We start from the raw sequence: 22317 nt of genomic DNA on the forward strand, positions 1-22317 counted from the left end.
TAGGACGATGGCAGGCAACACGGAGCCGTTGTCGCCGCGGGCCAAACTGGCCGTGACGGCGGGCAAGGCCGCGGCGGCGGTGTCACGCGCCGCGGGGCGGGGCAGCGGATCGGTGATCGGCGGCCGGGTGGCGCTCAAACTCGACCCCGACCTGCTGGGGCGGCTGGCGCAGCACCTGGACGTGATCCTCGTGTCGGCGACGAACGGCAAGACGACCACCACCCGGCTGATCGCCGAGGCGCTGCGGGCCGCCGGGCCCGTCGTCTCGAACGCGCTCGGCGCGAACATGCCCGCGGGCATCACGTCGGCCCTGGCCGGCGGCTCGGACGCGAAGTTCGGCGTGATCGAGGTGGACGAGAAGTACCTGGCGGGGGTCGCCCGCGACACCACGCCCAAGGCGATCGCCCTGCTCAACCTCTCCCGCGACCAGCTGGACCGCGCGGCCGAGACCCGGATGATGGCCGAGCACTGGCGCGAGGGCCTGTCCGGCTCCAAGGCCGTGGTCATCGCCAACGCGGACGACCCGCTGGTCGTCTGGGCGGCCTCCTCCTCGGCCAACGTGGTGTGGGTGGCGGCCGGCCAGGCGTGGAAGGACGACGCGTGGTCCTGCCCGTCCTGCGGCGGCGTCATGCAGCGCCCCGGCGACGACTGGTTCTGCGGGCAGTGCGGCTTCCGCCGCCCCGCCCCGAGCTGGGCGCTGAACGGCGACTACGTCCTGGACCCGCACGGTTCGGCGTGGCCGATCCACCTCCAGCTGCCGGGCCGGGCGAACAAGGCGAACGCCGCGACGTCGGCCGCCGTCGCCGCCGTCTTCGGAGTGCCGCCGCAGGTCGCCCTGGAGCGGATGTACCAGGTGCAGGCGGTGGCCGGACGCTACGACGTCGTCACCTTCCAGAACCGTGAGCTGCGGCTGCTGCTGGCGAAGAACCCGGCGGGCTGGCTGGAGACGTTCTCGCTGATCGACCCGCCGCCGACGCCGGTGATCCTCTCGGTCAACGCGCGCGGCGCGGACGGCACGGACACCTCCTGGCTGTGGGACGTGGACTACACCCAGCTGGCGGGCCACCCGATCTTCGTGCTCGGCGACCGCAAGCTGGACCTCGCGGTCCGTCTCGAAGTGGCCGGTCTCGACTTCCGGGTCTGCGAGACGCTCGACGAGGCCGTGCAGTACGCCCCGCCGGGCCGCATCGAGGTCATCGCCAACTACACCGCCTTCCAGGATCTGCGCCGCCGTGTCGGCAACTGACCCCGGCCCCGGCCACCTCCGGAGAGGACGAAGCATGAGCAACAACGGTCTGCGTCTGGTCTGGGTCTACCCCGACCTGCTCAGCACCTACGGCGACCAGGGCAACGCGCTGGTCGTGGAACGGCGGGCCCGGCAGCGCGGTCTGGACGTGCAGCGCGTGGACGTGCGCAGCGACCAGCCCGTGCCGACGTCCGGCGACATCTACCTGATCGGCGGCGGCGAGGACCGGCCGCAGCGTCTCGCGGCCGAGCGGCTGCGCCGGGACGGCGGGCTCAGCCGGGCCGCGTCCAACGGCGCGATCATCTTCTCGGTCTGCGCGGGCTACCAGATCCTCGGCCACGAGTTCATCAACGACCTCGGCGAGCGCGAGCAGGGCCTCGGTCTGCTCGACGTGATCTCGACGCGCGGCGAGGGCGCGCGGTGCGTCGGCGACGTACTGGCGGACATCGACCCGCAGCTCGGGCTGGAGCCGCTGACCGGGTTCGAGAACCACCAGGGCGTCACCCACCTGGGGCCGACCGCGCGGCCGTTCGCCCGGGTGCGGTTCGGCCGGGGCAACGGCACCGGGGACGGCACGGAGGGCGCGTACAACGACACGGTCTTCGGGACGTACATGCACGGTCCGGTGCTGGCGCGCAACCCCCAGATCGCGGACCTGCTGCTGAAGCTGGCCCTCGATGTGAACGCGCTGCCGCCCACCGACGACCGGTGGTACGAGGCGCTGCGCGCCGAGCGGATCGCGGCCGCCACACAGCCCGCCTGATGAGGCGTTTTCCGCTCTCCTGAGCGGTGTTCGCCTGAGGTGTTCTCCGCTCGATCGAGCGGAGTCCAGCAGGCGGACGGCCGGTTCGGTCCCGTCACTCTGCGCCGGTAGGGTGGCGGGATCCAGCCGGACGACGTGGTCCGGTCGTCGACTAAACGTTGCAAAGGTTCTCGGGCCATGCGCATTGGTGTACTCACCTCCGGCGGCGACTGCCCCGGCCTCAACGCCGTCATCCGTTCCGTCGTGCACCGCGCGGTCGTGGACCACGGCGACGAGGTCATCGGATTCCACGACGGCTGGAAGGGCCTGCTGGAGTGCGACTACCGCAAGCTCGACCTTGACGCGGTGGGCGGCATCCTGGCCCGCGGCGGGACGATCCTCGGCTCCTCCCGGGTCCAGCCCGCGCATCTGCGCGACGGGGTCGAGCGGGCCCGCGGCCACGTCGCGGACCTGGGACTGGACGCCGTCATCCCGATCGGCGGCGAGGGCACCCTCAAGGCCGCGCACCTCCTCTCCGAGGCCGGCCTCCCGATCGTCGGGGTTCCCAAGACGATCGACAACGACATCGCCTCCACCGACGTCACCTTCGGTTTCGACACCGCCGTCGGCGTCGCCACCGAGGCGCTGGACCGGTTGAAGACCACCGCCGAGTCGCACCAGCGGGTGCTGATCGTCGAGGTCATGGGCCGTCACACCGGCTGGATCGCCCTGCACTCCGGGATGGCAGCCGGCGCCCACGCCATCGTGGTGCCCGAGCGCCCCTTCGACATCGACGAGCTGACCGCGCTGGTCGGCAAGCGCTTCTCGGCGGGCAAGAAGTTCGCCATCGTGGTGGTCGCCGAGGGTGCCAAGCCCCGCGAGGGCTCCATGCAGTTCGAGCAGGGCGTCAAGGATGTCTACGGGCACGAGCGGTTCGCCGGGGTGGCGACCCAGCTCTCCGGCGAGCTGGAGCAGCGGCTCGGCAAGGAGGCCCGCCCGGTCATCCTCGGCCACGTGCAGCGCGGCGGGACGCCCACCGCGTACGACCGGGTCCTGGCGACGCGGTTCGGCTGGCACGCGGTGGAGGCGGCGCACCGGAGCGAGTTCGGGATGCTTACCGCGCTGCGCGGCACCGACATCGTGATGACCCCGCTGGCGGAGGCCGTCGAGACGCTGAAGACGGTCCCGGCCGAGCGCTACGCCGAGGCGGAGTGCGTCCTCTAGGGACACGCCGTTCCAGAACCGCCCCCGGCCGCGAGCGCGGCCGGGGGCGGTTCTAGTCTGGACCGGACAACCGGCACGAAACGGGGACACGTCCCCATCGGGAGTGAACTGATGGATCACAGCGGGCACGGCATGAACATGGATCTGCCGCCGTTCACGCTGGGACGGGGGCTGGAGCTCTCCGTCGACCCGTTCTTCCTGACCGGCTGCGTCCTGGCCCTCGCCCTGTACGGGTACGGCGTGGTGCGGCTGCGTCGGCGCGGGGACGGCTGGCCGGTGAACCGGATCGTGTTCTTCGTCGTGGGCGTGCTGAGCATCGCGCTGGTGATGTGCACCAAGCTCAACGACTACGGCATGGTCATGTTCAGCGTGCACATGGTGCAGCACATGGTGATCAGCATGCTGTCGCCGATCCTGCTGCTGCTGGGCGCCCCGGTGACGCTGGCGCTGCGCGCGCTCCCCCCGGCGGGCCGGGGGCGGACCGGGCCGCGCGAGCTGCTGCTCAAGCTGCTGCACAGCCGGTACATGAAGATCATCACGCATCCGGTGTTCACGATCCCGCTGTTCATCGCGAGCCTGTACGCCCTCTACTTCACCCCGATCTTCGACTTCCTCATGGGCTCCAAGCCCGGCCACATCGGGATGATGGTGCACTTCCTCGCGGTCGGCCTGGTCTTCTTCTGGCCGATCATGGGCGTGGACCCGGGCCCGCACCGGCCCGGCTATCTGATGCGGATGCTGGAGCTGTTCGCCGGGATGCCGTTCCACGCCTTCTTCGGGATCGCGCTGATGATGGCGTCGACGCCGATGGTGGAGACGTACAAGAACCCGCCCGCCTCGCTGGGTATCGACGCCCTGAGCGACCAGAACTGGGCGGGCGGCATCGCGTGGGCGTTCAGCGAGATCCCCTCCGTGCTGGTGCTCATCGCGCTGGTCTACCAGTGGTACAACTCCGAACAGCGCGTCGCCCGGCGCACGGACCGGGCCGCCGACCGCGACGGTGACAAGGAGCTGGAGGCGTACAACGCCTATCTCGCCTCTTTGCAGGCGCGCGGACAGTAGCGCGGAGGGCGCGTACGGGGTGACCATGGGAGGAACGGCCGCGCGGCCGACGAGGAGCGTGCGCGCATGTCCGGATCGACGAAGACCATGGGATACCTGACCGTCGGGGCGCTGGTCGCGGTGACCGCGTACACGGTGGCGCTGGGAAGCAGTGGCTGGCTCTGGTTCGGCTGGGTGGTGCTGGGAATGTGCACCCTCGGCATGCTGGCCACCCAGGACACCTGAACCCGACGGCCCGCGACCACGCCTGACGGGCGTCGGCGCGGGTACGAGCCGAAGGACCGGTTCACCCCGGTCCCACGGTGGCGCCCGGGGCCTACGCTGTGATCTCCCGGTACCACCGTGCCGGGGTGACCGAGCGGTCCCGAGTCGGCCCGGCAGAGCGAGGTGCGCCCTCAAGGTGTTCTATTACGTCCTGAAACATGTCGTGCTGGGGCCCGTCCTGCGGCTGCTGTTCCGTCCCCGCATCGAGGGCCTGGACAACATTCCGGAGGACGGCGCGGCGATCGTCGCGGGCAACCACCTCTCCTTCTCCGACCATTTCCTGATGCCGGCGATCCTCAAGCGCCGCATCACCTTCCTGGCGAAGGCCGAGTACTTCACCGGTCCGGGCGTCAAGGGTCGGCTCACCGCCTTCTTCTTCCGCAGCGCGGGGCAGATCCCGGTGGACCGGTCCGGCAAGGACGCGGGGCAGGCGGCCATCCGCGAAGGGCTCGGCGTGCTGGCCAAGGGCGAGCTGCTGGGGATCTACCCGGAGGGCACCCGCTCGCACGACGGCCGGCTCTACAAGGGCAAGGTCGGGGTGGCGGTCATGGCGATCACCGCGGGGGTGCCGGTGATCCCGTGCGCCATGCTCGGCACGTTCGAGATCCAGCCGCCCGGCCAGAAGATCCCGAAGATCAAGCAGGTCGCGATCCGGTTCGGTGAGCCGCTGGACTTCTCCCGGTACGCGGGCATGGAGAACCAGAAGGCCGCGATCCGGGCGGTGACGGACGAGATCATGTACGCGATCCTCGAACTCTCCGGTCAGGAGTACGTGGACGAGTACGCGGCCAAGGTGAAGGCCGCGGAGCAGGAGGCCGCACCGTCCAGGAAGTTCCCGAAGCTGCGACGCTGAGCGCGAATCCGCCGACGGCAGAGCGGCCTCGTCCCGGTGGGCGCGCTCCCCTAGCGTCGGCGCCATGAGCAGAGGACGCGCGTGGGTGCTGGGAGCGACGGGGCAGATCGGGCGGGCGGCGGTGCGGGCACTGACCGCGGACGGCTGGGAGGTCACCGCCGCCTCGCGGGGCGGGGGCCGGGATGCGACATGGGACGCCGGGGTGCGCGCGGTGGCGCTCGACCGGGACGAGGAGGGGGCGCTGGAGAAGGCGCTGGGCGACGGCTGCGACGTGCTGGTCGACATGGTGGCGTTCGACGGCGCGCACGCCCGGCAGGTGACGGGGCTGGCCGGCCGGATCGGCTCGGCGGTCGTGATCTCCAGCGGGGCGGTGTACGAGGACGCGCGCGGCCGCAGCTTCGACACCCAGGCCGAACCGGACGGCTTCCCGCGCTATCCGGTTCCGCTGCCGGAGACCTGCGGCACGGTGGCGCCGGGGGACGCCACGTACGGGACGCGGAAGGTGCTGCTGGAGCGGGAGACGCTGGCGGCGGGCGAGGCGCTGCCGGTGACGCTGCTGCGGGCGGGCGCGGTGCACGGCCCGTACTGCCGCACCCCGCGCGAGCTGTACTTCGTGAAGCGGCTGCTGGACGGGCGGCGACGCCGGGTCCTCGCGTACGGCGGGGAGAGCCGCTTCCATCCGCTCCATGTCTCCAACGCGGCGGAGCTGATCCGCCTGGCCGCCCGGAAGCCGGGGTCGCGCGTGCTGAATGCGGCGGACCCCGAGGCGCCCGCGGTCGCGGAGATCGCGTCGGCGATCGACGGGGTGTTCGGGCGCGGGACGGAGACGGTGCTGATCGACGGCCCGGCGCCCGAGGGGCAGGTGGGCGAGACACCGTGGAGCGGCGCGCATCCGGTGGTCTACGACATGACGGCCGCCGGTGAACAGCTCGGCTACCGTCCCGTCACCGGCTATGTGGAGTCACTGCCGGAGACGGTGGAGTGGCTGGCCGGGGAGCTGGCGGGGCGGGACTGGCGGGAGGCGTTCCCCAAGATGCTCAGGAGCTACGGCGAGGGCCTCTTCGACTACGCGGCGGAGGACGCCTGGCTGGCGGCGTACGACCGGGGCCGCCGGTGAGCGGCCCCGGTCGTACGCCTCAGGGGCGTTCTACGGCTTCGGCGTGGCGTGCGGGGCGCACGTCACGTCGCGCCGGTCGGTCTTCCCGGTGAGCAGGTAGGTGTCCACCCGCTCGTTGACGCAGGGGTTGACCAGTCCGGTGACGCCGTGGGATCCGGCGTCCTTCTCGGTGATGAGCCGGGAGCCCTTGAACCGCTGGTGCAGTTCGACCGCGCCCGCGTACGGGGTGGCGGCGTCGCGGGTGGACTGCACGATGAGGACCGGCGGCAGCCCCTTGCGGGTCTTCACCTCCAGCGGCGTCCGCTGCTTGGCGGGCCACGTGGCGCAGGGCAGGTTCATCCAGGCGTTGGCCCACGTCATGAAGGGGTACTTCTCGTGGAGCCGGGTGTTGTCCCGGTCCCAGGTGCGCCAGTCGGTGGGCCACCGGGCGTCGGCGCACTCGACGGCGCTGTAGACCGCGTTGCCGTTCTCGGCGGAGGCGTTGCCCGCGTGATCGCTCATGTCGGGCCCGGCGGCGTCGACCAGCGCCTGGGTGTCGCCGGCCCGGTAGGCGCTCCAGGTCTTGGCGGTGGGGGCCCAGGCGGAGTCGTAGTACGGGGCGCTCTGGAAGAAGCCGATCAGCTCGGCGGGCCCGACGACGCCCCCGATGGGCTCCTTCTTGGCGGCGGCCCGCAGCTCCAGCCACGCCTTCTCGACCTTCTGCGGGGTGTCGCCGATGCCGTAGACGGAGTCGTGCTTCGCGACCCACGCCTTCCAGTCGTCCCAGCGCTTCTGGAAGGCGATGTCCTGGTTGAGGTTGGCCCGGTACCAGATGTTCTTCCGCGACGGGTCGACCACGCTGTCGACGACCATGCGCCGCACGTGGTCGGGGAAGAGCGTGCCGTAGACGGCGCCGAGGTAGGTGCCGTAGGAGACGCCGATGAAGTTGAGCTTCTTCTCGCCGAGCGCGGCCCGGATGACGTCCAGATCGCGTGCCGTGTTCGGCGTGGTCATGTGCGGCAGCATCGCGCCGCTGCGCTCGCCGCACCCCTCGGCGTACTCACGGGCCAGCTTGCGCTGGGCGCGCTTGTCGGCCTCGCTGTCGGGGACCGGGTCGGCCTTGGGCGCCTTGACGAACTCCTGCGGGTCCACGCAGGAGATGGGGGCCGAGTGGCCGACGCCGCGCGGGTCGAAGCCGACGAAGTCGTACGCCTTCGCGGTCTTCGTCCAGAGCGGGTTCTTGGAGGTGATCCGGGCGGGGAAGCGCAGTCCGGAACCGCCGGGCCCGCCCGGGTTGTAGAGCAGGGCGCCCTGCCGCTCGCGCTCGGTGCCGGTACTGACGTGCCGGTCGACGGCGAGCTTGATCTTCTTGCCGTACGGCTTCGCGTAGTCGAGCGGCACGGTCACCCACCCGCACTGGATGGGGGCGGCCAGCCCCCAGTCCTCCGGGCAGTCCTTCCATGCGATCCCGGTCCGCGCCGCGCGGTGTGCCGCGACGGCGACCCCGCGCGCCTCCGCGTCGCCCCGCCCGTGGTGGCGGCCGTCCGCGCTCGCGGCGGGCGCGGCCATCGCCCCCGCTATGAGCGTGCCCGCGACGAGAGCCCCGGCCGAGCCGAGCACCGTGGTACGTCTCACGTGGAACCTCCCCCTTCATCCGTTCCGCCGCCGAGGAGCGACGTGGTCATCGGTACGTGCGGGGGATCCTTCCGCCTGTGGGGCACCGGAGACCAGTGCGCACACGCGTTTCTTTACCGAACCCATAACCGGTGAAGGAAGTTCGCTGAGCGGACCGGAGCGTGTTCCCGGCCGCCCGGGTCCGGCGGCCCGGGAAGGGGACCGGGCCGCCGTGGGACGGCCGGACCCCCTCCTGCGGGCCGTCAGGGATGATCTTCCTTGAGCCCGTCCAGCAGTTCGCGCGTCGCGTCGTCCAGGAGCCCGCGCAGCAGGCGGGCGTCGGGGGCCACAGCGGTGACCAGGACGGCTGGGCCGGCCAGCGGGGTGAGGGCGGCGGTGGGTCCGAGGAGGCGGGACGGGGGCGGACCCTCCTCGAACGCCGGGTCAGCCAGGAGGAGTTGGCCGACCGCGCGGTGGCCGGCCAGGACGGCCGGGCCGTCCCAGCCGCCCGGGGCGCCGGGGCCGTAGGCGAGCTGCTGGTCCAGGAGGGGGCGGCCGGCGCGGTGGACGGTGAGGCGGGTGGTGAGCGCGCCGGTGGGTTCGTCGTGGCGGCCGAGGATCTGCTCCTCGCGCAGCAGCAGGCGCGCGGTGGGGGCGAGGCGGACCCGGGTGATCTGGTGCAGCCGGCTGCCGCTCGCGGAGACCAGTTGTTCGGGGAGCCAGTGCAGGACCGCCCCCTCCCCCACGGTCAGGTCGACGGTGTACGTGGACGGATCGGCGTCCGCCCGGGGGCCGGGGAGGGCGACCGTGGCCGCCGCCGCGTCGACGGTGAGGCGGGCGCCGTCCGCGACCTGCGCCTCGACGGCGAGGTGGTCGCCGTTGAGCGGAGCGCTCATCGCGCCGACCACGGTGACCCGGGCGTACGCGGGCCGTGGGGAGCGGGTGCGGCGCAGGGCGAGCGGGCCGTCGCTCTCCAGGACGGGCAGGGCGCTTCCGCCCCGCCCGTCCGGTTCGGCCCGGAGCCGGGCCCGCGCGCGGACGCTCACGCGGTCCAGGCGGCGAGTCGCGCGCGCACCCAGTCGGCCACGGGTCCCACGCCCTCGGCCGAGGTCAGGGAGGTGAAGGCGACGGGGAGTCCGCCGCGCTGCTTCTCGGCGTCCAGGGCCATCCGCTCCAGGTCGGAGCCTACGTAGGGGGCGAGGTCGGTCTTGTTGACGACGAGGAGGTCGGCGGTGGTGACGCCGGGGCCGCCCTTGCGCGGGATGTCGTCGCCGCCCGCGACGTCGATGACGAAGATCTGCGCGTCGACCAGCCCCTTGGAGAAGGTGGCGGTGAGGTTGTCGCCGCCGGACTCGACGAGGATCAGGTCGAGCGGGCCCACCGCGTCTTCCAGGTCCTCGACGGCTTCGAGGTTGGCGGAGATGTCGTCGCGGATCGCGGTGTGCGGGCAGGCGCCGGTCTCGACGGCCTGGATGCGCTCGGGCGGCAGGACGGCGTTGTTCAGCAGGAAGTCGGCGTCCTCGCGGGTGTAGATGTCGTTGGTGACGACGGCGATGGAGAGCCGGTCGCGCAGTTCGCGGCAGAGGGCGGCGACGGTGGCCGTCTTGCCGGAGCCGACCGGGCCGCCGAGCCCGATCCGCAGGGCGCGCCGGGTGCCGTCGGGGCGGGTGGCGTCGGCGCTGACGGCGGCGGGGCCGTCGTGGGTGTGGCCGAGGTGCACGAGGACTCCTGTGGGTGCGGGTTACGAGGCGAAGAGGCGGACCGGCCAGGCGGCGTGCGCCTCGGCGGTGATGTCGAGGAGCGGGGCGGAGGCGGCCGGCAGGGCGTCGATGCCCCGCCGGGCCGCCTCGGCCGCCGCTTGCGCGACCCGGTCCGTTTCGGGGGCGAGACGGGCGAGTACGGCGGTGGCGTGGTAGGGGTCGAGGGAGAGGAGCCGGACGACGGCGGTGGCGGGACCGCTCACGGTCTCGTACGCGGCACAGTGCGCGGCGTCCTCGGGGCCGAGCCCCGCCGAGCGTGCGGTGAGCCCGAGGACGACGGGCTGGTGGGCTCCGCGCGGCCGGGCCGCGGCGAGCGCGTCGAGTTCGGGGCTCGGCCAGGTGGCGCGGGCGGCCCGCATCATCTGGCGGCCCAGTCTGCGGGCGGTGGCCCGCAGGGCGGGTGAGGGCGTACGGGCGTCGGCGGCCGCGTCGAGGGCCAGCGGGTCGAGACCGTGGGCCGCCGCCGCGGCGAGGGCGGCGGCGGTGAGGCCCGCGGTGTGCAGCCGGCCCCGGCAGAAGTCGGCGAGGGAGTCGGCGTCGTGGACGCGGCCCTCGGCGACGGCCGGTTCGGCGCCTCCGGAGTGTGCGTGGCCTCCGGCGGGGAACCGGCCGTCGGCGAGGACGAGGAGAGCGGCGCGTGACATGGACCGGTCCGCTCAGAAGAGGAAGTAGCGCTGGGCCATGGGCAGTTCCGCGGCGGGCGCGGGCTCGACCGGATCGCCGTCGATGGTGACGGCGAAGCTGTCGGGGTCGACCTCGACCCGGGGCAGGGCGTCGTTCTCCCGCATGTCGGCCTTGGTGACGCCCCGGGTGCTGGTGATCGGCGTGAACCGCTTGTCCAACGCGAGCCGTTCGGGCAGCCCGTCCTCGATCGCCGCCGTGGAGACGAAGTTGACGGAGCTGTGCGCGGCGGCCCGGCCCAGCGCGCCGAACATCGGCCGGGGCAGCACGGGCTGGGGCGTCGGGATGGAGGCGTTGGCGTCACCCATCTGCGCGTACGCGATCTGGCCGCCCTTGATGACGGTCTGCGGCTTCACTCCGAAGAAGGCGGGGTCCCAGAGCACGAGGTCGGCGAGTTTGCCGGTCTCCACGGAGCCGATCTCCCCGCCCATGCCCTGGGCGACCGCCGGGTTGATGGTGTATTTGGCGACATAGCGACGTACTCGGTGGTTGTCCGCCCGGCCGTCGCCGGGCAGGGCTCCGCGCCGCTTCTTCATCACGTGGGCGGTCTGCCAGGTCCGCAGGATGACCTCCCCGATGCGTCCCATGGCCTGGGAGTCGGAGGAGATGATCGAGATGGCTCCGAGGTCGTGCAGGATGTCCTCGGCCGCGATGGTGGAGGGCCGGATGCGGGATTCGGCGAACGCCAGGTCCTCGGGGACGGCGGGGTTGAGGTGGTGGCAGACCATCAGCATGTCGAGGTGTTCCTCGATGGTGTTGACGGTGTGCGGCCGGGTGGGGTTGGTGGAGCTGGGCAGGACGTACGGCTCGGAGACCACGCTGATGATGTCGGGCGCGTGCCCGCCGCCCGCCCCCTCGGTGTGGTACGCGTGGATCGTGCGGCCGGCGATGGCGGCGAGGGTGTCGGCGACGAACCCGGCCTCGTTGAGGGTGTCGGTGTGGATGGCGAGCTGTGCGCCGGTCCGCTCGCAGACGGTGAGGCAGGCGTCGATGACGGCGGGGGTGGCTCCCCAGTCCTCGTGGATCTTGAATCCCAGTGCGCCGCCGCGCAGTTGGGAGTACATGGCGTCGTGGGACATCGTGTTGCCCTTGCCGAGCAGCCCGATGTTGACCGGGAGTGCGTCCATGGCCTCGAACATCCGGGCCAGGTGCCAGGGGCCGGGGGTGACGGTGGTGGCCTTGCTGCCCTCGGCGGGCCCGGTGCCGCCGCCGACGAGGGTGGTGATGCCGCTGGACAGCGCCTGGTCGATGAGGGTGGGCGAGATGAAGTGGACGTGGGCGTCGACCGCTCCGGCCGTGAGCAGCTTTCCGTTGCCGGCGATGATCTCGGTCTCCGGCCCGATCACGAGGTCGGGGTGGACGCCGTCCATGGTGTCCGGGTTCCCGGCCTTGCCGATGCCGGTGATCCGGCCGTCCCGGATGCCGAGGTCGGCCTTGACGATGCCCCAGTGGTCGATGATCACGACCCCGGTGACGACCGTGTCGGGCGCCCCCTCGGCGCGGGTGGTGCGGGCCTGGCCCATCGACTCGCGGATCACCTTGCCGCCGCCGAACACCGCCTCGTCGCCCGCGTTTCCGGGCCCGCCCGAGCGGTCCTCCTCGATCTCGACGAAGAGGTCGGTGTCGGCGAGCCGGACGCGGTCGCCGGTGGTGGGCCCGAACAGGTCGGCGTAGACGGCTCTGTCGAGGTCAGGCATCGAGGGCACCTCCGGTTTCGCCGCGCAGGCCGGGGACGACGCGGCGGCCGGTGAGGGGGACGAGTTCGACGTCGGCGGGGATGCCGGGCTCGAAGCGGGCCGCCGTGCCGGCGGCGATGTTCAGCCGCAGGCCGCGGGCGGCGGCGCGGTCGAAGCGCAGCCCGGGGTTGGCCTCGGCGAAGTGGTAGTGGGAGCCGACCTGGACGGGCCGGTCGGCGGCGTTGAGGACGGTGAGGCGGGTGACCGCACGCCCCTCGTTGAGGGGGATGTCCCCGTCTCCGTAGAGGATCTCTCCGGGAATCACCGGCGCGCCCCCGTCAGACGATCGGGTCGTGGACGGTGACGAGCTTCGTGCCGTCGGGGAAGGTGGCCTCGACCTGGACGTCGTGGAGCATCTCGGGGATGCCCTCCATGACGTCGTCACGGGTGAGCAACGTGCGCCCCGACGCCATGAGTTCGGCGACGGTCCGTCCGTCCCGGGCGCCTTCGAGCAGGTGGGAGGTGATGAGGGCGACCGCCTCGGGGTGGTTGAGCCGCAGACCGCGTGCGCGGCGCTTCTCCGCCACGTCGGCGGCCACATGGATGAGCAGGCGTTCCTGCTCGTGCGGGGTCAGTTGCACGCTTCCACCTCATCGTCTTCCGTCCGGCACCGGCTCCGGACGCAGCGGGACCCTATCCCCGTTCAACAATCCGTTGAAGGCGAAGAGGCCACCCACGACCAGGCATTGCACGTTAGAGCGGAAGTTTTTCCGGCGCGTTAACTGATCTTTTGCGTCTTCATGGCCATCAGACCGCGCAACCCTCCCTCCAGCACCTGCGGCCGCACGTCCCCGAAGAGCGCCTCCTGCACGATGAACCCCTGCGCCGTCGCGATCATCGCGCGCGCCATGTGATCACTCGCGGCGTCGCTCTCCAGGATTCCGGCGGCCCGATAGGCGTCGACGAGCTCCGTCCAGGCTCCGCGCATGAGGGTGTACCCCTCGTCCAGCAGGGCGGCGAGCCGTTCGTCGCGCAGGGTCTCGGACCAGAGCTGGACGACGAGCGCGGCGAAGGTGCGCGGCTCCAGTCCGTGCACCCGCCCCGCGAGGACACCGCCGAGGACGCGGGCGAGCAGTGCGTCCGGGGTGGGCGGCGGCGTCAGGCGGGCGGCCTCCTGGAAGGCGCCCCGGATGACGCCGAAGGTCTCCTCGGTGATGGCCGCGATGATGTCGTCCTTGCCGGGGAAGTAGCGGTAGACCGCCCCTGCGGAGAGCCCCACTTCCTTGAGGACGTCCTGCATGGACGTGGCATGGAAGCCGTTGCGGGCGAAGCAGCGCGCGGCGCCGTCGAGAATCTGACGGCGACGGGCGTCGAGGTGTTCCTGGGTTACGCGAGCCATGCGCCCCAACCTAAAACGAACGTTCCTTCTTGACAATCGAACGCGCGATGCCGACAGTGGGGCCAGGGCGTAAAACGAACGATCCTTCTTTTAGATGGCTCCCCCGCCGCCCCGCTCCCGTCGCTCCACGAATCGAGGCCCCCTCATGCCCACCGCACCCGACCGCCGCGCGGTGGCGGTCGCCCTGCTCGTCCCCCTGGTGGCGATCCTCGCCCTCTGGGCGTTCGCCTGGCCCGCCGCCCGGATCGCGCCACGTGACCTCCCGGTGGGAGTGGCGGGCGCGGCGCCGGCCGCCGAGCGGATGGAGCAGCGCTTCGAGGAGCGCGAGGGGGCCTTCGAGGTGCACCGCTTCGCCGACGAGGCCGCCGCCCGCGCCGCCATCGAGGACCGGACCGTATACGGAGCCGTCGTCGTCGGCCCGCGGGGGCCGCACCTGCTCACGGCCTCGGCCGCGAGCCCGGTCGTCTCCCAACTGCTGCGCGAGGCCGTGACGGCGTCAGCCCCCGAGGGCGCCCAGGTCCGCGTCACCGACGTGGTGGCCACGCCCTCCGCCGACCCCCGGGGCAGCGTGCTCGGCGCGAGCATGCTGCCGCTGGCCCTGGCCGGGATGGCGGCCGGAGCCGTGGTCACCCTGGCCGGGCTGCGCGGCGCGCGGGCCGCGGCGACCCTGGTCGCGACGGCGGCGCTGGCCGGCATCGCCGTCACCGCCGTGGCGCACAGCTGGCTCGGCGCGCTCGCGGGCGACTGGTGGACGGAGGCGGGCGCGCTCGCCCTGACCGTCCTGGCCATCGGTTCGGCGGTGGCCGGGCTCGCCGCCCTGCTCGGGCCGCGCGGCATCGGACTCGGCGCACTGCTGATGGTCCTGCTGGGGAACAGCTTCTCCGGCGTCACCAGCGCACCCGAACTGCTGCCGGAGCCCGTCGGCGCGATCGGCCAGTGGCTCCCGCCGGGCGCGGGCGGTTCACTGCTGCGGTCGGTCGGCTTCTTCGACGGCGGCGCGGCGGGCGGGGCCGTACTGACGCTCTCGCTCTGGTCGGCGCTCGGACTGGCGGCCGTCCTGCTCGCCCGCCGGAAGCCGGCCGGGACCGGGCCGGTCGAGCCCCGTCCCGCCGATCCCGCCCGGGAACCGGCCCTCGCCGGCTGACCGGCGCACACCGACCGAGCCGGGTGCCCCTCCTCATCCAGGAGGGGCACCCGGCTTCGTGCTGTCGCGCGGGCGCCGGAGGCCGGTCGTCAGGCGTCGCGCTCGTCGCCGGCCCGGGGGTGGTGCTCGGCCGCGATGCCGAAGCTGCGCCGTTCGCCCTGAGCGGAGCGAGCGGTGCCGATCGAAGAGACCGAACTGATCACCCGCTCTTCGGCCTCGACCTCTTCCGCCTCAAGTCGTTGCAGGTCAGCGGCGGAAACCAACGCGACGAGCGGCTTGCCGTGCCGCGTCACGACGACGCGTTCACCGCCGTAGACGACGCGGTTGATCAGTTCGGCGAGCTCCGCCCTTGCTTGCGTCACCGGAATCTCGTAGGCCATAGTCCCCATCATAACCTTCTGTACGTCCTGTACATTTTCTACGGACGGGGAGGCGGCCGGTCGCTCCGGTCCGCCGCGCCCGCGCGCATCCAGGAGAGAGGCACCGCCATGATCCGCCCCACCGCTCACCGCTCCCCCTCCGCCCGGTACGTCCTGCCGGAGTTCACCGAGCGCACCGCGACCGGGACCCGCACGCTGGACCCGTACTCCAAGCTGCTGTCCGAGCGGATCGTCTTTCTGGGGAGCCCCATCGACGACACCGCGGCGAGCGACCTCGTCGCCCAGCTCATGTACCTGGAGCACGCCGATCCGGACCGGCCGCTGTCGCTGTACATCAACTCCCCCGGCGGCACGTTCGCCGCCATGGCCGCGGTGTACGACACGATGCGCTACCTCGCCTGCGACGTGGAGACCTTCTGCCTCGGGCAGGCGGGCTCCTACGCCGCGGCCCTGCTGGCGGCCGGGGCCCCGGGCCGCCGACATGCGCTGCCCGGCGCGCGGGTAGTCATCCAGCAGCCCGCACTGGAGGAACCGATGCGGGGCCAGCCGTCCGACCTGGAGATCCACGCGCGCGAACTGGTGCGCACCCGCGAGATGTTCGCGGCCATGCTGGTCCGGCACACCGGAAGGACCCCGGAGCAGATCACCGACGACATCGAGCGCGACACCATCCTCGACGCGAAGGCCGCTCTCGCCCACGGGCTGGTCGACCACGTCGTGGAGAACCGCTGACGTCCCCGCCCGCCCACGCCGCGAAGGTGAACCGCCGATGGAGCCACCGGAGTTCCCGCCCCTGCCCGCCCTGACCCGCGCCGAGGGCGAGTTCGTCGACTGCTATCTGGCCGTGCTGGACCAGGTGGGCCGGATCAACCCGGCCCACGGCGGCGACACCTACAGCGCGCTGCGTGCCGCCCAGGCGCTGGCCTCCGGGGCGGCGGCGCTGCGCGACGCCCTGGCCCTGATGCACGAGCGCGGCGAGTCGCGCCTCCACGCGGCGGCCCTGGGGCGCGCTCTGCGCGTCCTGGACGGGGAGCGCCGGGCGGGCCGGGTCGCGATGCCTCCGGCCGGCAACCGGCCCGGCTGCGACTGAGCGCATCGGTCGGCGGGCGGAGCGGTGACGGTCGCGAGCGGGCCGGTCGCCCCGACGGGCGGGCTTCCGCCGGCCGGATCGACCGAGGCGCCGCGACCGGTGACGCCCGGGGACGGCGCCCGCTCGGGCCGCCGTCCCAGGCGTCCGCCCTCCGCTCGGAGTTCTCCGTCGCACCGGTAGCGACACGCCCGATCCCGGGCTCGAATTTCCTCGCTCGTTCGGCGTAGACGTTCACTCGCGCGAGCGACGACTCAACTTGCGTTCCGCGCCCGGGTCATACTCGAAATCTGCCCTTTCGTCGCTGGTACGGGGGTGTGCGCCGGGCTCGATCACCGGAGCGAATCCGGCCTGTCCACTCGAATGGATCAGGCGTGAGGAGACTCACAAACCACCGTTTCAGCTCGGAAATCCGGCACTGAGTGAGTCAAGATCCCTGGGACGACAAGCCCCCGCCACCGCGGCGGGGCGGTCCGGGCGGACGCCGAGTCCTGCCGCCGCCCGGATGACTGGTCGACAGGAAGTGGATCGGCAGGAGTGGAGGACCCGAGCACAACGGGCCGACCGGGAGACCGGGAAGCCCTCGGGGTGAAGCCGCTACGCGGCCGGGCAACTTCGCCAGCCCGAACCCGACAGGTCATCCTTCACAGGCGGCTGACGAAGGGTTGCGCATGCCTGCGCAGGTTCATGTCCCGTCTCTGTTCGCCCGGGTCGGTACGGCCTCGGCACTCACCCTGGCCGTGACGTCCACGATGCTGGCGCCCGGTCTGGTGAGCGACGCCGAAGCGGCCACCCACTCGACGAAGGCGCTCAAGGTCGCCGCGTCGAAGAAGGGGGCCCCGTACAAGTACGGTGCGGCCGGTCCCCACCGCTTCGACTGCTCGGGCCTCACGGTCTACTCGTTCAAGAAGGCGGGGAAGAAGCTCCCCCGCACGGCACAGCAGCAGTACAACAAGACCCGCCATATCGGGAAGTCGCAGCGCAAACGCGGCGACCTCGTGTTCTTCCATTCGGGGCGCAGCGTCTACCACGTGGGCATCTACGCCGGGAACGGCAAGATCTGGCACTCCCCCAAATCGGGAGACGTGGTACGACTGGCGAAAATCTGGTCCAAGAGCGTCTGGTACGGACGGGTCCGCTGACCCACCGGCCGGACGCTCTTCCCTTGGGGAACGGCCGGGCTCCGTGAAGGGCGCCCGGCCCCTGCCCGACGGGGACGTACGGGCGGCTCGCGCGTCGTCGCGGAGCCGCCCGGCCACCCCGGCGCCGCCGTTCAGCGCAGCAGCGGCCCGGTGACCAGGGCCAGTCCCAGCCCGGTGAGCGCCACTCCGCTGCCGCCCTCGACGACGCGGGCGGTGCGCGGGCGGCGCAGCCACCGGCCGAGCCGGTCCACGAGCAGGGCGACCGCCGGGAACCAGATCAGCGCCAGCACCACCACGACCGCCGCCAGCAGCAGGGTCCGGGGCAGCGGCGGCTGCCCATGGGGCACGAACTGCGGCAGCAAGCTGAGGAAGAGGACCGGCGCCTTCGGGTTGAGCGCGTTGGTCAGGAAGCCCTGGCGCAGGGCGCGTCCGAACTCCCGGGGAGCGGGCCGCCCCGCCCCGTCGTCCGCCGTTCCCTCCTCGCTCTGCCCGCTCCGGCGGCGCAGCGCGTACAGCGCGCTGATCCCGAGGTAGAGCACGTACGCGCCGCCGAGCAGTTGGACGGTGCGGAAGAGGACCGGCAGGGTCACCAGGACGGCGGCGAGTCCCGCGACCGCGAGCGCCGTGTGCACCAGCAGCCCGCCGGCGACGCCGAGCGCGGTGGCCAGGCCGGCGGTGCGGGAGGCCAGGGCGTTGCGTACGACGACGGTGAAATCGGCGCCGGGCAGCGCGACCATGCCGGCGGCGACCCCGGTGAAGGCGATCAGTTGTGCGTCCATGGGTCCACCCTGGACCTGCGGAGCCTTTAGCGTGTACTTGCAATCTTCTGGGTCTGCCTAAAGGAACGCTTCATGTACGACCCGACGCGGCTCGCCGCGCTCGTGGCGGTCGCGGAGGCGGGTTCGATCACCCGGGCCGCCGCCCGCCTGGGCTACACCGCGCCCGCGCTCTCCCAGCAGCTGGCCAAGCTGGAGCGGGAGGCCGGGGCCGCGCTGCTGGTACGCCACCACCGCGGGGCCCGGCTGACGGCGGCGGGCGAACTGCTGGCCGGCCGGGCCCGGCGGATTCTGGACGAACTGGACCAGGCCCGGCACGAACTGGCGCGTCTGGCCGGGCTCTCGGGCGGCCGGCTGCGGGTGGGGACGTTCACGACGGCCGGGATCCATCTGCTGCCGCCGGTCCTGAGCGCGTTCCGGCGGGCCCATCCCGAGGTCGATCTGGCCGTCGCCGACCACGAACCGCCCGGCGGGATCGCCGCGGTGGCCGCGGGAGAGGTCGACCTCGCCCTCACCCACGCCTACGAGCCGGGTGGTGTCGGCCCTCCCCCGGCGGGCGTGGTCGTCGAGCCCCTGCTGGTGGAGGAGCTGGTGCTGGTCACCTCGGCGGGCCACCGGCTGGCGGAGGGCACCGGGCGGCTTCCGGTCGGGGAACTGGCGGGCCGGCCGCTGATCAGCAGCGCGCCCACGCACCCGCCCCGGCGCGGGGTCGAGATGGCGCTCGCCGAGGCCGGGGCGACCCCGGCGGTGGTCTGCGAGTCGCCGGGGTACGCCCTGGTGTGCGCGCTGGTCAGCTCGGGGCTCGGGGTGGCGGTGGTGCCGGAGATGGTCGCCTCGATGGCGCCGGCCCCGCTCTCGGTGCGGCGGCTGGAGCCCGCCTCGTTCCGCCGGACCATCTCCGTCGTGCACCGGGGCGAGCGGTCGAGCGTCGCGGCGGCGACGCTCCTCGCCCTGCTGCGCAGCGGCTTCGGCCGCGGGGGCCCGGCCGCCGCGGGCTGATCACCCGAGGGGTTCCGGGAGCGGGACGGCCCAGGGGAGGGCCAGCCAGACCGTCTTGCCGCCCTCGGCGGTCGGGGTGACCTGGAGCCGCCCGCCGTACTCCTTGGCCAGCGACCGGATGATGGGCAGGCCGCGCCCGTTGTCCTGCCGTACGGCGGCGGGGAGCCGCTGGGGCCACCGGGGGTGACTGTCCGTGACGCCGACGTACAGCTCCTCGTCGCGGACGAGGCGCAGGACCACGGTGAAGGTGGGCGATCGGCCGAAGGTGTGCTGGACCGCGTTGGTGGCCAGCTCCGAGACGATCAGGCGGACGGTGTCGGCGAACTCGGCGTCGTCGGGCAGTCCCCACTCGGTCAACGTCCTGGCCACATGTCTGCGGGCCGAGGAGACCGAGGCCGGATCGCTCGGCAGCGTGAGGGTTGCTTCCTGATGATCTGCCATGGCGTCGCCGTCCCTTTCCCGCTCCGGGCGACCGACGGCCGACCGGGATGGTGCTTCGCGCCAGCCTGCCATCGATGAAGCTTTCTGTAACGGCGTTCGGCCGAGATATGCATATATCTGTCGCTCGAAGCGGTGAATTCGGGACCCGGGCGGTGTGGGCGGGCGGCACACTGGCGTCTCTGCGGGCAGCGCGGGTGGCGGCCGGGCCCTTCCGGTCCGTACCGGCACAGGCACAAGCCCGTATCCACAGAGGCAGAGAGGGGAGACCTGCATGCTGCACGGTCCCGTGGTCCGGCGGCGCAAGCTCGGCGAGGAGTTGCGGAGTCTGCGTCACACCGCCGGGCTGACCAGCCGGGAGGCGGCGCGCCTGCTCGGGTGGCACCAGTCGAAGGTGAGCCGCATCGAGACGGGCGCGAGCGGCGTGAAGCCCTTCGACGTGGCCCGGCTGCTCGACGCGTACGCGGTGCGCGACAGCCGGCTGCGTTCGCTGCTGGAAGTCCTCGCGGGATCGGCGGGCGGCGGCGGTGCGGGGTGGTGGCACGCGTATCGGGAGCTGATTCCGCCGCAGTACCGCGATTTCATCAGTCTGGAGTCGCAGGCATGCACGGTCCGGACGCTGGAGACGTCGGTGGTTCCGGGGCTGCTCCAGACCGCCGGGTACGCGCGGGCCGTGACGAGCGCTTCGTTGGGCGGGTTATCGGAGGACCGCCTCGACTCCCTGGTCGAGGTGCGGCTGACGCGTCAGCGGGTGCTGCGTACGGACCCTCCGCTGCGGTTCGCCGCCGTACTGGACGAGGCGGTGCTCCACCGCGAGGTGGGCGGCCCCGAGGTGATGCGGGACCAGGTGCGGCATCTCGCCCGGGTCTCGCAACTTCCCCATGTGTGCCTGCAGTTGCTGCCGTTCTCGGTCGGCGGGTACGTCGGGCTCACCGGCCCTTTCGTTATCTTCTCTTTTCCGAACATCTCTGATCTGGATGTGGTCGTTCTCGACCATCTGACGCGTAGCCTCCACTTGGAGCGGAAAGAAGACCTCGACGCGTACAGCTCGGCCTTCCGCGCCTTGCAGGCACACGCGCTGTCACCGGAACGCTCGCTGGACCTCATCACCGAGATCGCACGCAGCTAAGGGGCCGCCCCATGTCAGACCGTCTCGCACCGCCCACCGCGTTACCGCCAACCGCCGCACCGCGCACCGCGTCACCGCCGCCGCCGTCCGCCGTACCGCCCGTCCCGCGCTGGCGGCGAAGCACCCGCTCGACCGGGATGAACAACTGCGTGGAAGCGGCCCCGCTGCCCGGCGCCGCGCTCGCCGTACGGGACTCCAAGGACGTGGACCGGCCCCCGCTGCGCTTCTCGGCGGCGGCCTGGAGCACGTTCGTGGCCGGACTCGGCCCGCAGGCCGTGCCGCGCCGCTTCAGCTGACCCGGGCGCCGGCCTGCCGGGGTGCGGTGGCGACGATCGTGTCCACGGCCGCCGTGATCTGCTCCTCGGTCAGGTCGGCGCGGGCGGTCAGCCGCAGCCGGGAGACGCCGTCCGGCACCGACGGCGGGCGGAAGCAGCCCACCGCCATCCCGGCCGAACGGCAGTCGGCCGCCCAGTTCACCGCCGCGTCCGCCGAGGGGGCGCGGACGGAGACGACGGCCGCGTCGGGCCGGACGGCCGTCAGCCCGGCGGCGGTGAGCCGCGTGTACAGCGCGGCGGCCACCTCCCGCGCGCGAGCGGCCCGTTCGGGCTCTCGGCGCAGCACCCCGAGCGCGCCGAGGGCGCCGCCCGCCGACGCCGGGGCGAGCCCGGTGTCGAAGATGAACGTGCGGGCGGTGTTGATCAGGTGGTCGATGACCCGGGCGGGCCCGAGGACCGCGCCGCCCTGGCTGCCCAGGGACTTGGACAGGGTGAGCGTGGCCACGACCCCGTCGTTCCCGGCCAGTCCGGCCGCGGCGAGCGCGCCGCGGCCCCCGTCGCCGAGGACGCCGAGCCCGTGGGCGTCGTCGACCAGCAGGGCGGCGTTCGCGGCGCGGCAGACCTCGGCCAGCGCGGGGAGCGGGGCCGCGTCGCCGTCCACGGAGAAGACCGAGTCGGTGACGGCGAGGGCCCGCCCCTCGTGCGCGCCGAGCGCCTTGGCCACCGCCTCCGCGTCGGCGTGGGGCACGACGGCGGTCTCGGCGCGGGAGAGCCGGCAGCCGTCCACGATCGAGGCGTGGTTGCCCGCGTCGGAGACGATGAGGGAGCCGCGCCCGGACAGCGCGGTCAGCGCGGCGAGGTTGGCCGCGTATCCGGAGGAGAGCACGAGGGCGGCCTCGAAGCCGCAGAAGGCGGCGAGTTCGCGTTCGAGTTCGGCGTGCAGGGCGGTGGTGCCGGTGACCAGCCGGGACCCGGTGGCCCCCGCCCCCCAGCGGCGGGCGGCGCCGGCCGCCGCCGCGGTGACCTCCGGATGCCGGGTGAGGCCCAGGTAGTCGTTGCTCGCGAGGTCGAGCGGCTCCGGCTCCGCACCGCGCGGGCGCAGGGTGCGGACGAGCCCGGCGGCGGCCCGGCCGCGGGCCTCGGCGTCGATCCAGTCGAACGGGGCGTAGGGCATGGGGCGGTCCCTCGGGTAGGCGGGCTCGGTGCCGTCGGGCCGGTGCGCGAACGGTCCGTTTGTAGGCAGCCCACAGACCCTAGCCGGGCGCGCAGCAGGTCAGGGTGTGGCAATACACACACCCTCGCCCGGCTCTCCTGTCTGGTTCCTCCTTGG

26 protein-coding genes are annotated in these 22317 nt (G+C 72.7%); 14 read left to right on the forward strand and 12 right to left on the reverse strand.

Annotated features, from left to right (window positions below):
• Positions 1-7 precede the first annotated feature (7 nt).
• The 7 genes from IF19_RS0119885 to IF19_RS0119915 all read left to right on the forward strand — a co-directional run bounded on the left by IF19_RS0119885 (position 8) and on the right by IF19_RS0119915 (position 6508).
• On the forward strand, positions 8-1246 hold the full coding sequence (locus IF19_RS0119885) for a MurT ligase domain-containing protein (RefSeq protein ID WP_030118863.1): 1239 nt from the start codon (positions 8-10) through the stop codon (positions 1244-1246).
• 34 nt (positions 1247-1280) lie between these two features.
• The gene (locus IF19_RS0119890) at positions 1281-2009 is read left to right on the forward strand and encodes a type 1 glutamine amidotransferase (protein WP_030194675.1); all 729 of its coding nucleotides are present in this window, start codon (positions 1281-1283) and stop codon (positions 2007-2009) included.
• Positions 2010-2186: 177 nt separating this feature from the next.
• The gene (locus IF19_RS0119895) at positions 2187-3212 is read left to right on the forward strand and encodes a 6-phosphofructokinase (protein ID WP_030118860.1); all 1026 of its coding nucleotides are present in this window, start codon (positions 2187-2189) and stop codon (positions 3210-3212) included.
• A 111-nt stretch (positions 3213-3323) separates the two neighbouring features.
• Positions 3324-4274, forward strand: coding sequence for a cytochrome c oxidase assembly protein (locus IF19_RS0119900; protein ID WP_030118859.1), 951 nt, complete (start codon positions 3324-3326; stop codon positions 4272-4274).
• Between the two features lie 66 nt (positions 4275-4340).
• Positions 4341-4499: a hypothetical protein gene (locus IF19_RS1000000137730; RefSeq protein ID WP_032745620.1), complete on the forward strand. Its 159-nt coding sequence runs from the start codon at positions 4341-4343 to the stop codon at positions 4497-4499.
• A gap of 175 nt (positions 4500-4674) precedes the next feature.
• The gene (locus tag IF19_RS0119910) at positions 4675-5391 is read left to right on the forward strand and encodes a lysophospholipid acyltransferase family protein (protein ID WP_030118858.1); all 717 of its coding nucleotides are present in this window, start codon (positions 4675-4677) and stop codon (positions 5389-5391) included.
• 64 nt (positions 5392-5455) lie between these two features.
• A complete protein-coding gene (locus IF19_RS0119915) occupies positions 5456-6508 on the forward strand; it encodes an NAD-dependent epimerase/dehydratase family protein (protein ID WP_078580677.1) in 1053 nt (350 codons plus the stop codon).
• Between the two features lie 30 nt (positions 6509-6538).
• On the opposite strand, the gene IF19_RS0119920 is transcribed toward IF19_RS0119915, so the two are convergent.
• The 8 genes from IF19_RS0119920 to IF19_RS0119955 form a co-directional block, all read right to left on the reverse strand.
• The gene (locus tag IF19_RS0119920) at positions 6539-8122 is read right to left on the reverse strand and encodes an alpha/beta hydrolase (protein ID WP_030120987.1); all 1584 of its coding nucleotides are present in this window, start codon (positions 8120-8122) and stop codon (positions 6539-6541) included.
• A gap of 242 nt (positions 8123-8364) precedes the next feature.
• Positions 8365-9147, reverse strand: coding sequence for an urease accessory protein UreD (locus IF19_RS0119925; RefSeq protein ID WP_030276573.1), 783 nt, complete (start codon positions 9145-9147; stop codon positions 8365-8367).
• The gene (gene ureG / locus IF19_RS0119930; protein WP_030118852.1) at positions 9144-9821 is read right to left on the reverse strand and encodes an urease accessory protein UreG; all 678 of its coding nucleotides are present in this window, start codon (positions 9819-9821) and stop codon (positions 9144-9146) included. The genes IF19_RS0119925 and ureG overlap by 4 nt, the downstream gene beginning before the upstream one ends.
• Before the next feature lie 21 nt (positions 9822-9842).
• Entirely contained in the window at positions 9843-10505 is a 663-nt protein-coding gene (locus tag IF19_RS0119935; protein ID WP_030276575.1) for an urease accessory protein UreF, read from the reverse strand.
• A 12-nt stretch (positions 10506-10517) separates the two neighbouring features.
• Positions 10518-12239 carry an urease subunit alpha gene (locus tag IF19_RS0119940; protein ID WP_030118850.1) on the reverse strand — a complete coding sequence of 574 codons (1722 nt, stop codon included), beginning with the start codon at positions 12237-12239 and terminating at the stop codon, positions 10518-10520.
• Positions 12232-12543, reverse strand: coding sequence for an urease subunit beta (locus IF19_RS0119945; protein ID WP_030118849.1), 312 nt, complete (start codon positions 12541-12543; stop codon positions 12232-12234). Before IF19_RS0119945 ends, IF19_RS0119940 begins: the two co-directional genes overlap by 8 nt.
• Positions 12544-12556: 13 nt before the next feature.
• Positions 12557-12859: an urease subunit gamma gene (locus tag IF19_RS0119950; RefSeq protein ID WP_030118848.1), complete on the reverse strand. Its 303-nt coding sequence runs from the start codon at positions 12857-12859 to the stop codon at positions 12557-12559.
• 137 nt (positions 12860-12996) lie between these two features.
• Positions 12997-13617 carry a TetR/AcrR family transcriptional regulator gene (locus IF19_RS0119955; RefSeq protein ID WP_030118847.1) on the reverse strand — a complete coding sequence of 207 codons (621 nt, stop codon included), beginning with the start codon at positions 13615-13617 and terminating at the stop codon, positions 12997-12999.
• Positions 13618-13762: 145 nt separating this feature from the next.
• Here IF19_RS0119955 and IF19_RS0119960 point away from each other — a divergent pair, with 145 nt between their 5' ends.
• Positions 13763-14761 (forward strand): hypothetical protein, encoded by a 999-nt coding sequence (locus IF19_RS0119960; protein ID WP_030120983.1) that lies wholly within the window; start codon positions 13763-13765, stop codon positions 14759-14761.
• Positions 14762-14850: 89 nt separating this feature from the next.
• On the opposite strand, the gene IF19_RS0119965 is transcribed toward IF19_RS0119960, so the two are convergent.
• Complete coding sequence (locus IF19_RS0119965; RefSeq protein WP_030118845.1) at positions 14851-15141, reverse strand: type II toxin-antitoxin system Phd/YefM family antitoxin; 291 nt, start codon at positions 15139-15141, stop codon at positions 14851-14853.
• 108 nt (positions 15142-15249) lie between these two features.
• On the opposite strand from IF19_RS0119965, the gene IF19_RS0119970 reads away from it, so the two are divergent.
• The 3 genes from IF19_RS0119970 (at position 15250) to IF19_RS0119980 (ending at position 17370) form a co-directional block, all read left to right on the forward strand.
• Positions 15250-15873, forward strand: coding sequence for an ATP-dependent Clp protease proteolytic subunit (locus tag IF19_RS0119970; RefSeq protein WP_030118844.1), 624 nt, complete (start codon positions 15250-15252; stop codon positions 15871-15873).
• A gap of 37 nt (positions 15874-15910) precedes the next feature.
• Positions 15911-16231, forward strand: coding sequence for a hypothetical protein (locus IF19_RS0119975; protein WP_030118843.1), 321 nt, complete (start codon positions 15911-15913; stop codon positions 16229-16231).
• A gap of 668 nt (positions 16232-16899) precedes the next feature.
• The gene (locus tag IF19_RS0119980; protein ID WP_030118842.1) at positions 16900-17370 is read left to right on the forward strand and encodes a C40 family peptidase; all 471 of its coding nucleotides are present in this window, start codon (positions 16900-16902) and stop codon (positions 17368-17370) included.
• Between the two features lie 131 nt (positions 17371-17501).
• Here IF19_RS0119980 and IF19_RS0119985 read toward each other — a convergent pair whose 3' ends face one another.
• Positions 17502-18149 carry a LysE family translocator gene (locus IF19_RS0119985; protein WP_030118841.1) on the reverse strand — a complete coding sequence of 216 codons (648 nt, stop codon included), beginning with the start codon at positions 18147-18149 and terminating at the stop codon, positions 17502-17504.
• Between the two features lie 72 nt (positions 18150-18221).
• Here IF19_RS0119985 and IF19_RS0119990 point away from each other — a divergent pair, with 72 nt between their 5' ends.
• Positions 18222-19145 carry a LysR family transcriptional regulator gene (locus IF19_RS0119990; RefSeq protein WP_030120982.1) on the forward strand — a complete coding sequence of 308 codons (924 nt, stop codon included), beginning with the start codon at positions 18222-18224 and terminating at the stop codon, positions 19143-19145.
• Here IF19_RS0119990 and IF19_RS0119995 read toward each other — a convergent pair whose 3' ends face one another.
• Positions 19146-19586 (reverse strand): ATP-binding protein, encoded by a 441-nt coding sequence (locus IF19_RS0119995; RefSeq protein WP_030118838.1) that lies wholly within the window; start codon positions 19584-19586, stop codon positions 19146-19148.
• Between the two features lie 271 nt (positions 19587-19857).
• Between IF19_RS0119995 and IF19_RS0120000 the strand changes: the two genes are divergently transcribed.
• Together IF19_RS0120000 and IF19_RS1000000136290 are read left to right on the forward strand one after the other, a co-directional pair.
• Complete coding sequence (locus tag IF19_RS0120000; RefSeq protein ID WP_030118837.1) at positions 19858-20712, forward strand: helix-turn-helix domain-containing protein; 855 nt, start codon at positions 19858-19860, stop codon at positions 20710-20712.
• Between the two features lie 11 nt (positions 20713-20723).
• Positions 20724-21008, forward strand: a complete 285-nt coding sequence (locus tag IF19_RS1000000136290; RefSeq protein WP_078580680.1) for a DUF397 domain-containing protein — start codon at positions 20724-20726, stop codon at positions 21006-21008.
• Here the strand turns inward: IF19_RS1000000136290 and IF19_RS0120010 are convergent.
• Positions 21001-22161, reverse strand: coding sequence for an 8-amino-7-oxononanoate synthase (locus tag IF19_RS0120010; RefSeq protein ID WP_030276577.1), 1161 nt, complete (start codon positions 22159-22161; stop codon positions 21001-21003). The genes IF19_RS1000000136290 and IF19_RS0120010 overlap by 8 nt on opposite strands.
• Positions 22162-22317 lie beyond the last annotated feature (156 nt).

The sequence above is a fragment of the Streptomyces californicus genome (genome assembly GCF_000717645.1).
GTDB lineage: Bacteria > Actinomycetota > Actinomycetes > Streptomycetales > Streptomycetaceae > Streptomyces > Streptomyces californicus.